A 12,978-nucleotide genomic window follows, 5' to 3' on the forward strand; every position below is an offset into this window, starting at 1 on the left:
GGAATTCCCGGAACGGAGCCGGAAGGGCAGAGTTCTCCCCTAGCTCGAAATGCAATGCGCCTTGCAAAAGGGCATAAAAATACCCCGTCCCGGATTAGCAGGACGGGGCTTGCGCATTGCCTTGTCGCTGCGTGGCACCGAAATTAGGTCGGCATCACGGAGCGGACAACGCCATAGATTCGTGCGTTATCTTCGCTTACATGGACAAAGGATTCAGATTGGGCATGCGACCGTTATCTGACGTGCTGTCATTGCTCGATTCGTGACCAACCGGGGGGCAACCCTCCCTCTTGCTCAGGTGTCCGCGCGGACGCGGAATCGCGAGTCTCCGCAGCTCAGAGAGGCAATCAGTAGTCAGCGCCGTACAGCGAGCCCCACGACCGACCGCCGATCTCGGCATCGGCAGTGATGGGTACGCCGTACAGGTCCATGGACATGCAGCGCTGGAACTCGCGCGCGATCTCGTCGGCGTCACGCTGCGGGACGGATGCCAGTAGCTCGTCATGGATAGGCAGGCGACAGAATTCGAGGAGCCCGGCCGATTCGACATTGAGCATGGCTTGTCCGAGTAGATCGCGCGCCGCACTTTGACAGGCATAGTTGACGACGCTGTACGAACGGTCCCGGTCGAGTGGAAGCCGGCGGCCGGTCGCGGAGATGAAAACCATGCGGTTCTGGAAAGCCTGCCGCTGCCATCGTGAGGACGCGCGCTTAATCTCAGGGAACGCCCTGTCGTAGGCGGCGACCGCTTGCGCGATCTCGGATTCCTCGGCCCCGGTCTGCCGTGCAATTGTCGTAATGCCGCCGCCGTAGACTTTTCCGAATCCAGCTCCCTTGAAAATCTTGCGATGACGCGGAGTGGCGTTCTTACCCTTAATGAGCTTGGCTGTGAACATGTGGATATCGAAATCGGACCCGCCGTTTACGAACCCGTCTTTCATGCGGCGAACGTTGGCGAGGGCGGCGAGGACCCGCATTTCCACGGCCTGAAAGTCGGTGCTGACCATCACGTGTCCGGGCTCGGCGAGAATCGCGCGGCGGATGACGTGATCGGACGATGGGAGTTGGTGCAGGCCGTCCGTGACCGACATGCGGCCCGTGCGCGCCGCGAGGGGCGAAATCGCCGCATGCAGCCGGCCCGCCGTGGACAGCTTGGTCATGAACCGCTCGGCGTACGTGACACCCCACTTACTTGCCCTCTTGCCCCGAAGTACCGCGTCAGCGAGGGGATTTGCCGTGCGGGCACCGATGCGCTGCCAGTCCCGGTCAAGGTCTGCGAGGGGCAACAGCACGGCCTTATCCGTCGCGAGTGCCCCGCCCTTCGTCCGCTCGGTCAGCCGCTCGCCCATACCCAACAGCGCTTCCGCTACTTGCCCGGGGCTACCGACCGAGGCGACGCCGTACCGAGCTGCCACCGCGCCGTGCCGCTCGGCTTCCTCGGCGAGCCGGCCCGCAAGGGCTGCCGCGTACTCCTGGTCCACGAGCAGCCCCGCCCGCTGCATCACTGCGCACATGCGGGCTATCTCGTGTTCGTACGTGACGAGCTGGTCCCGCACGCCGAGCCGTTCCAGCTCCCGGCGGAGCATTGGGGCGAGTCGGGCAGTGAGAATGACGTCAAGTCCCGCGTAGAGCAAAAAAGTTGGGTGCGTGAGCGGGATTCCAGCCCACCCGGTCTCTTTGGTGAACCCGAGCGAATTGAAAACCTTTGTAAGCCCGCCTTGAGTGTCCGGGGCTGCCGGATCAATCCACTTCGCTGAAAGCGGCTTGAGTGCGGTCCCTGCCCCGCCCTCGGAGGGCTGTCGCGGGTCGATAAGAGCCGCGAGTATGCGGGTGTCTGTTGTCCATGGCGCGAGATCTTCGAGCCGTATTCCGGCGTGCTCATTCAGGACGAGCCAGTCAAAGGCTGCATTGTGAATGAGAACTTCCCGGCATCGCTGTATTGCCTCACGGGCGTATTGCGCGTGCCATCCGCCCCGCTCGTACAGCAATACCCAGGCTTCGTGCGCGTCGCCGAATTGAACGGTTCGGAGCCGGTAGCCGGCGGAGTAGATGTTGAGTCCGGTTGTCTCAGTGTCCAGTGCAATCGGTCCTCGCTCGCGGGCCCGATAGAGCCATTCCCAAAAGAGTTTGAGATCGGCCGCATCCTCGGGCACGTTCACGGTGACCGACTCGCTGGCTATCGTGTGCCGGAAGGTCAGCATGGGTCCCCCTAAACGAAAAGCGGGCCGCCCACCTTGAATTGGTGGACGACCCGCGTATGTGGTCTGCGTCAGTTGGCGAAGATTCCCGGCCCCGGTGTGTCTGGGGTCGCGTCGGCTTCTCGGAGGCCCACGAGCGCGATACCGCGCATGGTCTTCCGGCGGTAGATTCCCCGTTCCTCCATAGCGTCATAGAAGGCGCGTCGGGTCCATCGCTCCCGTGCGGGAAGGTTCTCGGCTTCACACCATTCGAGGTAGGAATTGAAGGCTTCATTGCCGTTCATTACCTGGTCGTCGGAGGCGTGCTCCAGGACCCCGGGGAAGAAGCCGGCGAGCTGGTCCGACGTCTCGCGGTATTCCTGCGACGCCCCCTCGATGACCTGCGGATCTCGTAGCCCGCCCCGGTACCAGTCGACCGCCCCGCGTACCGCCCACGCGGCGATCCCCTCGGCTTCCTCCAGTAGCTTCGCGTCCAACTCGGTATCTCGTTCGTGGGGTGCGAAGTAGCGCAGGAAGGGAAGCAACTTCACACGGCGCCAAAGCCCCTCATCCTGACTCTTGAACTTGGGCTTATGGTTCGTGGCCAGCATCAGCAGAAAGGACGGCTTGAATTCGAAGAACTCTCGTCGAAGGTAGCGGGCCGAGATCATGTCCTTACCGGTGACCCGCTTTAGAATCGCTTCGGACATGGGGGCCCCGCTCTCACCCTCGGATGCCATGACGAGCCGCGCCCCGCGCAGCGCGGCAATGTCGTTGGGGATGCCGCCGCTTGATTTTGCTTCGAATGTCGCAAACGGTGTGGTCTTAGAGATAGCACGGAATACGGCGGTGAGGGTGTCGACAAGCACGCTCTTACCGTTGGCTCCCTTCCCCCACAAAACGGCAAAGCTCTGTTCCGTAACGTGCCCGGTAATGCCGTAACCCACGAGGCGCTGTATGTAAGCGGGCATGTCTGGCATCCCGGGAAAGATCTCGGCGAGAAACCGTTCCCAACGTGGGCACGTGGCCTCAGCCCGGTAATCGAGGTCGAGCCCGTACGTGAGCATGTCGCGCATGTCGTGTGGGCGCAGCCGGCCCGTGCGAAGATCCACAACTCCGTTCTTGAATGCGAGCAGATCAGGGAGGTTGTCGAAATCGACGGCTTCCACCAGAACGGACGGGACCGACTTGAGTTCGGTCATCAGCGAGTCAATGCGGGTGGTCATCGTGAATCCGCGTGCGGCTTGGGTCTGTCCGGCGAGGACAAGTGCGGCGCCCATGCGGTGCACTTCCTGGCGTACTCGGGTATCGCTGCGGACCCAAACCCGTCCGTCCCAGGAATAGAACCCGAGGCCGGGCGCATACCGGATCCGGCCTCCGACCCAACCGACCAGCGCATGGGCGTTCATGGCGTCCGATTCGCCGAGCTGCCCGACGAGTCGGGCCAGAATCTCGGCAGCCTCGGCGCCCTGGTCCCGGGTGACCGTGTCGGCTCCGGTGCGCGCGGCCAGTTCCGCCGACCGGGCGTCGTCCTCGATGTCCGCAGAGTCCCGTACGGGACGGGCCGCCTTGACCGCGCGGTGCAGCTCGGCCGCGAACTGCCCGGGGTTGTCCTCGCGCCAGTCGGTCAAGTCCCAGCCCGGACGCGGGAGTTCGAGTGCGTGAGTCGTTACGCCGTGCTCCGCGAGACCAGCAGCGAGCCGAGCAGTGAACCCGCTGCCCGCTCGGTCGGCGTCGCCGCACAGAATGACCAGCGACCCGCGTAGTCCCTCGGCCAGTTCGGCTACCAGCTCGGGTGAGCCGGCGAGGGACGCCCCACGGATCACCACCGCGTCGTAGCCGCACGCGACCGCAGTAAGGCCGTCGCCCGGTCCCTCGGTGATCAGGACCGTGCCGTAGCCGCCCCCGCCTCGGAGCACGCCCCACGGGATCCAGCGGTGCCCTTTTGGGTTGGTCAGGGAGACCCACCGCGCGGAGCACTTCCCGCTGATGTCGCGTCCCTGTAGCCCTCGGGCCACCCCGTCCCACCCGGCGAGCGGGACCGTGATCCGGGGGTGGGAGCGGTACTGCCGGGACAGGTAGGGGAATCCGTCGCCCCGGTCGCCCTGGTCGACTCCGATGCGGAGATCCGCTGCGGTCTCGACATCGAGCCCGAACCGATCGGCGAGATACGTCCGGGCTCGTTCGGCCCACTCGGAAGACCAGTCACCGAGGGCCGACGACGTCCGGTCGACGTACGCGGCGAGACCGGCGACCAGCCGCGTGGACACCAGCTCGGGCCGCTCGGCGGACACGGTCGCCCCGGGGCCGGAGACGTCGAACAGATCAGACCAGCCGAGCCGTACCGCGCCGATCACGTCGGCCGTGGCACAGCCGGCCCGGCACGTGATCCTGACCTTTCCGTCCTCGCCCCTCCAGAGGCGCAGACTCGGGCGTCCGTCATCGTGGGCGGGGCAGCGTGCGACGTACCCGCCGTCCTGGTGCTCGTTGACGCCGTCGAACCGGCCGAGCAGATCAGCGAACAGCACGAGGCACCCCCGCATGCCGCGTGCGGTAGTCCCCGAGCAGCGCCGCGAAGTCGAGGAGGGACATGGACACGTACCAGCGGCCGGTGTCGAGCCCGCGCACGGTCGCCGTGCAGCCGTACAGCTCGGCCATGGTTCGGCTCGTGTGCCCGAGGGCGAGCCGGACGCGTGTCCACGTGGCGACGGAGAAATGGACGCGTCCCGAACTCACGGGAGCGCGACGGGTCTTGTGCACGACCACGCCGTAGGGGAAGCCCGCGTGTCCGGCTTCAACGGTGGCTTGGCGGAGCCATGTCGGAACGGCAGGATTCTTGATGTCCTTGCATTCGAGGATGAACGGCGCCGCGTGGATGTCGCCGACATCGCGGGCCCCTTCCTGCGCTGCACGGCGGACGTTCAATCCGTCGTACGGGTCCCAGAAAGACCCGTGCTCGTCGACCAGCCCGAGGAATCGGTTCAGGAAGTCGCGCACCGAGCTTTCCCATGCCGTCCCGCGTGCCTTGTTGGGGTTAGCCAAGATCGGCCCCCTGACGGATAACGCAGCCCCGGCCCATGGCATGTGCCGCTGCGGCCAGATATCGAATCCAGTCCGGGCGGCGCTTCCAGCCGTCGTAAAGGTGCAGCTCGTCGCCGGCCGAGAGTTCGCGCACGTCCCCTATCGGGGGTGCCTGGTCGGCGGAAATTTCGTAGATCATTCGTCCCCCCACACAGCAGAGGGCCGGACAACCTGTTGTGGTCGCCCGGCCCTCTGCCTGGTCGTCGTTCTTACTGCCGCTCGCCCGTAACAGCGGGGATGATGAGCCGCGCGTGTTCGGCGCTTATCCACTCCTTGCGGAGGGACCGGCGCTTGGTAAATCCGGACTCGACCCCGGTCGGCTGCACGCGGAGCATTGCGCGGAGTCGCCCGTCTACAAGTCGCGTGGTCACCTTGTCCACAAGCGCGTCCACCATGCGCACGCGGTTTCCCTGCCGAGCGCCGTACGTAATGAGGTCCCCTCGGTACAGCTCTTCGCCGCTGTAGTCCGTGACCACTCCACGCTTACCCATGAGTCTGTTCCTCCTTGTGGTTCAGTAGATGCAGATAGGCTGCGAAAGCCTGTTGTGGCACAACACCATTTCCGGCTGCCTTGAGTTGTCGGGCCCGGTTGAGTCCCGGAATGTGCGTGACCCAACCTCGGGGCACTCCCATAAGCCATTCCGCGAAGACTGCGGCGAGACGTCGGCCACCGCGCGGCCCGAATTCTACCGGGATTGGTGCCGGTGTGCCCATGAGGACTTCCCAACGGTGCACAGCCGGCGCGTAGTCCGCCCACCACTCGCGAGGACTGTGAAAGGCTCCTGGGGTTTCCTCGGCCACTTCCGGATCCACGGGCAGCAGATATGAAACCTCGTCATCGAGGGTCGGCCCGTGCCCGCCCGCCCGCCGTTTATCCGGATGCTGCGGGGCCCCGTTCGTTCCCAAATTCGCGGTCGGCGTTTTGAACAGCTTATGGGCGCGCTCCTTATCGAATAGCCGCGCCACTGCGGTAACGAGATCCTGCCCGCCGCTACCGTCCCGCTCATGCCTCGCGAAATCCGGCCCCTTCGTCGCGTCGGACGCCAGTGGAGTCGGCAGTAGGGGAAGCGACGAGAAACCATCTATCGCGGTGGTGGGCGGCTCCAACTGCGGACGCCCGATGGCAACACCACCGCGTGTCATACCGTGCCTCGGCCAGTCCCGCGAGTACGTGCGCAAGGCCCCGGTTTCGGATGGCGGATACGTTCTCCAGGAAAATGAGCCGTGGTCGAAGAATGCGAATGGCCCCGAGTACGCTTTCCCAGATACCCGACCTCTCACCGTGAATCCCCGCCCGTCGCCCCGCATTAGAAATGTCCTGACAGGGAAAACCTGCCGTAACAATGTCCACCTCACCCTGAATGGTGGACCAGTCGAATTTTGTAATGTCTCCGATGTTGCGTGCGTGCGGATAACGGGTGGCCAGGATCAAAGACGCGTACGGATCGATCTCCGCGACGATCTTGATCCTTTCCCCGGTCAGGGCCTCAACGGCCCTCCCGATCCCGCCGTATCCGGCGCACAGCTCAAGAATTGGGATGTGTTTCCCCTGTGAAAGAGGGGCCCCGAGGAATCTCCCCGAGGCCCCGGGCCGGCTAGAACTTAGGATCGGCGATAGCGTCCGACCACGACTTGAGTACGCGGATTACCGGCTTGCGGTAAGACACGTCGCGGCCCTTCTTCGTGGTGTACTCGACCAGCTCCAGTTCAAGGGAGCAAAAGGCCTCGGTGCCGATCTTGTCGAGCGCGTTCTCTACTTCGTGCAGAACCTCGGCGAGCTTCCAAGAGCCGGTCTGGAGTCGGAAAATGCCAAGGTCGTAATCCTCGGCGAGGCGGAACATGACGGAAATGGACGGAGCCGGGCCCCGCTTGGACTTAGCGGCTGCCTTTCGGTCCTCCATCAGGGCGGGGCAGCGGCACGGCTTGCCCTTGTCCTCATCCGGCGAAAGGAACTCGACACCGTCGCAGTGATGAATAAGGGACGGGCCGTTCCACAGCTTGAGGTCCGAGGAAATCGCGTCGGTGCCGGAGAGAACGACCTTGACCTTTTCCTGATTGGTCAGAACCTCAATGAAGTTCTCGGAGGTCGAATCGGTTTCGACCGGAGTCCCGCCCATGAGCTGAGCAATAGCCTCGGCCACGTCCGGGTCACCGGTCGTCACGCGCCACTCGGGAAGGGCAACGGGAATGCCGTTCTCTTGCTTGCCACCGTGGAAGCGACCCACGGTGTCGTCCGAGAAATTCGCCTTGGGCTTGGCGTCCGGGTCGGTCTCGAAGATACGAATAGCCATATCGGTAATCCCCCTGGTTTTGGGCATGAAAAAAGGCGGACCGTCGATTACGGCTCGCCTGGTCTGTGCGTGGTGTGGGTAGGTCAGCTTGCGCGGCGCTGCGTTCCGGTCACGAGCCGGCGGACGCTCTCGGCAATCGGGACACCGAACACGGTCTTTGAAAGGTCCCGGTCCCAGTGAAAGACGTGCCGCAGCGTCAGAAAGACATTGAAGATCTCTTCATCGATGCGGACCGGCTTGAATACCCAGCCTTCGGGCGTGATGTGGAGAACGGCGGCGCCGTCGATCTTCGGCATGGGCTCGGACGTGCCATCCGGGGAAATCAGGCGGTCGGCGTGCGCATACGCGGCGAGCTGTAGCGCGACGTCCGGATAGGCGCTCTTGGAAGTCTTCCAGTCGACAACGAGCGTGTGCCACTCGCCGTTTTCGTGGTCGGGCTTGCCGTCCTCGCCGAGTCGCACGCGCACAATGGCGTCAAAAGAGCCCGCGTACTGGTGTTCGTCCGACCATGCCACATCTTCCGCGCGGACGAGCTGAGGACGCACAGCGGTAAGGAACTCGGCGAACCCGATTCGGTACGGCTCTAGATCGGGGTGCACTCGGCCGATTTCCTCCAGCCGAACCATGCGTTCAAACATGTCGTGTGCGTCCGACCCCACCTTTGCGCGCAGCTTCGTATAGCGAAGGTGCGCATTGCGCAGGAAGTCCACGGCGCCCGCCGGATCACGCTCCGCGATAGCCCGCACTGCGGCAAGGTTCTCCACTGCGGTTTCCGCAGTCATCCGAGCAGCCCAGAAAGTCAGGTAAGGCTTTGGGAGCATCGAGACGATAGACGTCACACCCGGTACCTTTTCGGCGGTGCTCGGGTTGACGTAGAAGCGGCTTCCACCGCGCTTGATAGTCCGGATGGCTCCGGGCATGGGTCCCCCTCGTTGGTTGGTGTAGTGCCGAGGGGATGACGGCATGACGGTTCATACTCTTTTTTGGTATGCGTCTAAGAAAATAGAGAGAAAACCAAAACGGCATCTTGCTTGTCATGCCGCCATCCCGTGCGCTGATCAGCGCGGGACGGCGATCCGGTCCGTGAACGCGTGCAGCTCGTCCACGGACCCGCCATTGGTGAGCACGGCGTCCGCCGGGAAGCCGTCTAGCTCGGTCTCGCTGCGGTGCTGTCGCTCGTCCTCGCCGGCCGGACCGTGCGTGCCGGGTCGCTCGATGCGGACCAGGAGAAAGCCCCGGGCACGCAGCGCTTTCGCCTCGTTGCGGTACCGGCAGTCGGTGACGACCACGGGCAGATTCCACCGGTCGGCGACGTCGACTTTCGAGAGAGCGGCACGGATCCAGAACTCTTCGTCCTGGTCCCGGACGGACTGCCCGAGCCGCTGCAACGTCCTGCGGATCTCCGGGCGTTGCTTGGCCCGGTCCCACCCCTCACGGCGCAGAACGTCGGAGAGGCGGAGCGGGAGCGGCCCGGCCCCGGTCGTCTCGTGTCCCACGATGGGGTCCAGGTCGCGGGCGAGGGCTCGCAGCGGGTCCGCGAACGCCACACGGGCGAACGCGAACCGTGAGACGAGCCGGGCCCCCACGGTGTCCTTCCCGGAGCCCGCGCGACCCATCAGGGCAACGTGGCGGTAGGTCACGAGGACTGCTCGTCCGCGTCGTCCTGGTGCTCGTCCTCGGCCGGCTCGGTGGCCCCGGCGGTCTTGCGGTCCTCGGTGCGCTGGACAGCCTCACCGACACCGAGCACGGCGGCGACGAGACCGAGGACAAGCGCGCTCGGCAGCTCGGGACGGTAGTGCGCGACCAGGGCGAGAGCGGCGACGGCAACGGCGTAGATACGGGCCGGATGAGCCTTGATGAACTGCATGGGAGTCCCCCTACTTTGCTATGTGTGATCGGTCCGGCGGTTGCGTGGCCGAGCTGGTCCCCGCCGGGCAAACCAGTCGTCACCGGGCGTCGCTACGGCTTGGGCACCCGCAGCGCGTCCCACGTGCTCTTGCCGGGCCACCCGTCCGCGTCGGCCCCGGAGAACCCCCGCTTTCGCTGCCACGCGGCGTACGACTTGCGGTCGCTCTCGGTCCACTGCGGACCCGGGCCCGAGGCGTACCGGCCGCACCCCTCGGCGACCAGCCGGCGACCCATCGCGGTCACGAGCGGGGAGCGCGGGTTTCGCTTGAACCAGCCGGTTCCGGGGAACGGGGCGAGAACTGCCGTGGCCGCACCGGTGCCGAGCAGCCGCGCGAGACTGTCCGGTCCGGGCACGCCGTCCGCATCGGCCCCGGTGTAGCCCAACGACCGCTGGAAGTCCCGGTAATTGAGCGTGTCGGCGTCCGTCCAGCGCGGACCCGGCCCCTCCGTGTAGTGCTTGCCGAACCCCTTGGCGACCAGGGCGCGACCGACGCGGGTCACATGCGGGCCCTCGGCACCGTGGCCGTACACGAGCACGCCGACCATGGCGCGAGCCCGTGAGACCGCCGGGCCGGTGCCGGACGAGCTGCCCGCGTAGGCGGGACGGCCGAACCCGAGGACGTACGTACGGGGCCGCGTACGGCGATAGCAGCCGTCCCCGTTGCCCTGAGAACCGCTGTTGCCCGAGGACGTGTTGCCCTCGATGGTGTGGATGTTCGCGCCCGCCGGAGAGTCCTCGGTGACGATGCCGACGTGATCGGCAAGCGGCCCCCCGTCCCACGAATAGAAAGCGATGTCCCCGCGCCGAGCCGCTGCGTCCTTCCCCAGCCAACGGCCCCGCTCACGGAACCAATTCACGTGCGACGGGCAGTAGGCGAATCGACCGACTGCCGCAGCGTTCCCGCTCTGCTGTGCCCAGTAGGACACTGCCATGTCACACCACGGGTTGAAATCCAGGCCGTACCAAGCACCATGCTTGGTACGGTTATTGGGGCCCTCCTTGTAGCCGACATCCGCCGCTGCGGCGGACAGCATGGCGTCGATTCCTGACAAGGTTCCTCCTGTGTCTGGGCATGAAAAAGCCCCGCCCGGTGAGCCCGGAACGGGGCATGGTCTGTGGTCGTGCTGTGGCTTATCCGGAGAGTTTGGCGACCGTGAGTCCAGCGGCAACTACTGTCGCCACAGCGGTAATCAGTGCCACAGGAAGTACGAATTTCGCGCGCTCCGATTCGAGTCCGCGAATGCGCGTCTCGTGATCCTCAAGAGTTTCCGTCACGCTCTCCCCCTCCTGTCCTAGCCGCTGAACGTCCCCACGCAATCCAACTACTTCGTCGTAGATTTCGCGGGCTCCGATCACGACGCCCAACGGATCTTCGTTCTCTCCCATGCCCCCCCTTTCTAGGCCGGCGGTGGTGCTCCTGGTCGGACAGGCGGGTCGGGGGTAAGTTCGTAGTCCATCGGCGAATCCGGGCTTTGCGCTCCGCGCAGTATGAGCGTTTGCCGCACGTTGGTCCCGCTGCCTTCGGTGCGAATCCCAACCACCCAGGCAAGCGTGTCCAGTTCCGCCCCGGAAGTATCGACTACGCGCACAACGTCGCCGAGTTCTATTCGAGGATCAGCCAGGATTTCGAGATTCTGCAATCCCGGGGCGGGGTCCGCCGCCGCTGCCACCAGCGCGGAAGCGATCTTCGCCGCCGAGGGCTGATGCTGGATCCACGGCGTCCCGTCGTGCTCGTATGACTGAACTCCGTAGTCAAGCTGGCTTGCGCGGTCGCGCGCCGTCGTCAAAGCTGCCACGGGTGCCTTTGTGTCCGGTGACGCGCGTACGGCGGCGGCATTGAACCCGTGGTAGAAAATCGGGTTTGCCGATCGGTTTCGAATCATCAGATAGACGGTGCCGCCGTCGCGCTGCAAACTGTGTTCCGCTGCCCCAAACACAAGCGAACTCGGCGAAAAAAAGCTGGTACTGACGATGAGATTTCCGTAGCCCGTCGCGTCGCTGCCCACCCATGGAACCTGGGGGTCGTATTGGTCATCACCGATCGGCATTTTCCGTGTGAGCGTGCCGCCGGCTGCGATACTGATAGCGTTTGCCGGGGTGTCGGATATGCGCATCAGTTCATAGTCGAAACCTGCCCATTCCTCCCACCGTACGGCTATTTCGTTACGGCAGGCGTCAATCTCATCCGTCACGGTAAGGCTGCCGATTTCTCGCGTAGACGACACGGTCACATCTGCCTTTTTCGGCACAGTGGACCAGCGGGTGTGGCTACGCCAGCGGAAATACCCGTCCCGGTCGAACTCAGCAGTGGCCAGGGTTGATTTAGCCATCGCCTGAATTACCGACCACGCATCGCCGGACACCTTCGGGAATGCGAGCATCGGGAATTCCGGAGCGCCGAGATGTGCCCCCTTAACCCAAGTACCCGCCAGAGTCCGTTCCGCATCGGTAGCTGGCTTGACTGTAAGCTGCGAAATCTGTAGCGCCTCGGCGCGGATATTTGACAGCCGAAGATAGATCCTTGACAACTGCCCTGGTGGAGATGTTGACGTGGAAAGAGCTTGGTCCGCGCCTGACCAGAATTCCGTGCCATTACGTGTGACCGTGGGGGTTATAGTCGGCACCCCTGTCGAACTCCAGCGCAGCCACCAGCCGAAATGGTAGGTGCCCTCACCCGACACAGCGCCCCAATACACGCGCTGATTATCTAGCGGGTCGATGCTCGCGCCATGAGATGCCGTGAACACACCGCTTTGAAAATCGGCATGCAGAGTAATGTAGCGGTAGCTGCTTTCGGTGCGGTACGCGAGGGTGTAGCGGACGCTTTTCTCTTTGTTAGGGTCCCCGCCACTATTGCCTGCCCACCCCTCGATCCACAGCCCATCGGTCGTCCGGTTGACAGCTGCAGTCGCCGGCCAATATTTAGCTTCCGCCGTGAGGAATGTCCCTTCCATCGCTATTTCGAAAGGTGCACCTGTGCGGCTCCAGTAATTCCACAGGCCGCTGGTCTCTTCGAGGTAGCCGATGTCTGGAACTACTCCGCCGTGAAGCGATGCATAGAACACTGCTGAGCTACGCGGCGGCGGGCACGTGTGGATCCCTGCCCTTCTCAACAGGTAGTCCGTTATCCATGTGCACGAGGTAAGCCATGTGTATTCGACGCTCCACGGCTGCACATTGGCGATGCCAAGATTCGGGCGGGGAAGAAGGGCCGGCTGCCGCAGCCGGTCGGCTCCGTCCAGCGCAGACAGGCTGACGGTGTCGGAGCCCGACTCGGCCGAGCGTGACCGCACCGTTCCTCGGAACGTGTCCAGGGCTTCCCCGTTGACACCCCACCCGTGCACGACGGACTGTCCGGGCCTCGCGACGTCCCCTGTAATGCGACTGGCCCACGGGCCGTACAGGGCGGGGGCCGACTCGTTGCCCGTCCCCGTAATCGTGACGTCGAGCTGAGCGCTCGCGGGGCCCGCGAACGCGCGCACGGCCTCGGGGAGATCCGTGGAGTACGCCCGGTCAAGGG

At 64.4% G+C, this 12,978-nt stretch carries 13 protein-coding genes; all 13 read right to left on the minus strand.

Translation table 11 applies throughout. The features are described 5' to 3' along the window. Positions 1-347 precede the first annotated feature (347 nt). Complete coding sequence (locus tag ABZ693_RS13120; protein WP_359875950.1) at positions 348-2,201, minus strand: DNA polymerase; 1,854 nt, start codon at positions 2,199-2,201, stop codon at positions 348-350. Between the two features lie 68 nt (positions 2,202-2,269). Beyond that, positions 2,270-4,705, minus strand: coding sequence for a phage/plasmid primase, P4 family (locus tag ABZ693_RS13125; protein ID WP_359875951.1), 2,436 nt, complete (start codon positions 4,703-4,705; stop codon positions 2,270-2,272). Then, a complete protein-coding gene (locus tag ABZ693_RS13130) occupies positions 4,692-5,219 on the minus strand; it encodes a hypothetical protein (protein WP_359875952.1) in 528 nt (175 codons plus the stop codon). The genes ABZ693_RS13125 and ABZ693_RS13130 overlap by 14 nt, the downstream gene beginning before the upstream one ends. Continuing rightward, entirely contained in the window at positions 5,212-5,397 is a 186-nt protein-coding gene (locus ABZ693_RS13135) for a hypothetical protein (RefSeq protein ID WP_359875953.1), read from the minus strand. The genes ABZ693_RS13130 and ABZ693_RS13135 overlap by 8 nt, the downstream gene beginning before the upstream one ends. A gap of 70 nt (positions 5,398-5,467) precedes the next feature. Continuing rightward, positions 5,468-5,749 (minus strand): hypothetical protein, encoded by a 282-nt coding sequence (locus ABZ693_RS13140; protein WP_359875954.1) that lies wholly within the window; start codon positions 5,747-5,749, stop codon positions 5,468-5,470. 512 nt (positions 5,750-6,261) lie between these two features. Beyond that, positions 6,262-6,867 (minus strand): DNA cytosine methyltransferase, encoded by a 606-nt coding sequence (locus ABZ693_RS13145; protein ID WP_359876018.1) that lies wholly within the window; start codon positions 6,865-6,867, stop codon positions 6,262-6,264. Then, a complete protein-coding gene (locus ABZ693_RS13150; protein WP_359875955.1) occupies positions 6,854-7,549 on the minus strand; it encodes a recombination directionality factor in 696 nt (231 codons plus the stop codon). Before ABZ693_RS13150 ends, ABZ693_RS13145 begins: the two co-directional genes overlap by 14 nt. 83 nt (positions 7,550-7,632) lie before the next feature. Further along, on the minus strand, positions 7,633-8,469 hold the full coding sequence (locus ABZ693_RS13155) for a hypothetical protein (protein WP_359875956.1): 837 nt from the start codon (positions 8,467-8,469) through the stop codon (positions 7,633-7,635). A gap of 138 nt (positions 8,470-8,607) precedes the next feature. Further along, a complete protein-coding gene (locus tag ABZ693_RS13160; protein ID WP_359875957.1) occupies positions 8,608-9,189 on the minus strand; it encodes a deoxynucleotide monophosphate kinase family protein in 582 nt (193 codons plus the stop codon). Next, complete coding sequence (locus ABZ693_RS13165) at positions 9,186-9,416, minus strand: hypothetical protein (protein WP_359875958.1); 231 nt, start codon at positions 9,414-9,416, stop codon at positions 9,186-9,188. Before ABZ693_RS13165 ends, ABZ693_RS13160 begins: the two co-directional genes overlap by 4 nt. Positions 9,417-9,508: 92 nt before the next feature. After that, on the minus strand, positions 9,509-10,492 hold the full coding sequence (locus tag ABZ693_RS13170) for a peptidoglycan-binding protein (RefSeq protein WP_359876019.1): 984 nt from the start codon (positions 10,490-10,492) through the stop codon (positions 9,509-9,511). A 97-nt stretch (positions 10,493-10,589) separates the two neighbouring features. Beyond that, a complete protein-coding gene (locus tag ABZ693_RS13175; RefSeq protein WP_359875959.1) occupies positions 10,590-10,844 on the minus strand; it encodes a hypothetical protein in 255 nt (84 codons plus the stop codon). A gap of 11 nt (positions 10,845-10,855) precedes the next feature. Then, positions 10,856-12,523, minus strand: coding sequence for a hypothetical protein (locus tag ABZ693_RS13180; RefSeq protein ID WP_359875960.1), 1,668 nt, complete (start codon positions 12,521-12,523; stop codon positions 10,856-10,858). Positions 12,524-12,978 lie beyond the last annotated feature (455 nt).

Origin of the sequence: Streptomyces laurentii, assembly GCF_040635425.1 — a bacterium.
GTDB lineage: Bacteria > Actinomycetota > Actinomycetes > Streptomycetales > Streptomycetaceae > Streptomyces > Streptomyces laurentii.

Bases quoted from the DNA above. Each gene is read 5' to 3' on its own strand.
- ABZ693_RS13150 (WP_359875955.1), bottom strand. From the start codon at position 7,549: ATGGCTATTCGTATCTTCGAGACCGACCCGGACGCCAAGCCCAAGGCG.
- ABZ693_RS13140 (WP_359875954.1), bottom strand. From the start codon at position 5,749: ATGGGTAAGCGTGGAGTGGTCACGGACTACAGCGGCGAAGAGCTGTAC.
- ABZ693_RS13170 (WP_359876019.1), bottom strand. From the start codon at position 10,492: ATGCTGTCCGCCGCAGCGGCGGATGTCGGCTACAAGGAGGGCCCCAAT.
- ABZ693_RS13120 (WP_359875950.1), bottom strand. From the start codon at position 2,201: ATGCTGACCTTCCGGCACACGATAGCCAGCGAGTCGGTCACCGTGAAC.
- ABZ693_RS13135 (WP_359875953.1), bottom strand. From the start codon at position 5,397: ATGATCTACGAAATTTCCGCCGACCAGGCACCCCCGATAGGGGACGTG.
- ABZ693_RS13155 (WP_359875956.1), bottom strand. From the start codon at position 8,469: ATGCCCGGAGCCATCCGGACTATCAAGCGCGGTGGAAGCCGCTTCTAC.
- ABZ693_RS13165 (WP_359875958.1), bottom strand. From the start codon at position 9,416: ATGCAGTTCATCAAGGCTCATCCGGCCCGTATCTACGCCGTTGCCGTC.
- ABZ693_RS13175 (WP_359875959.1), bottom strand. From the start codon at position 10,844: ATGGGAGAGAACGAAGATCCGTTGGGCGTCGTGATCGGAGCCCGCGAA.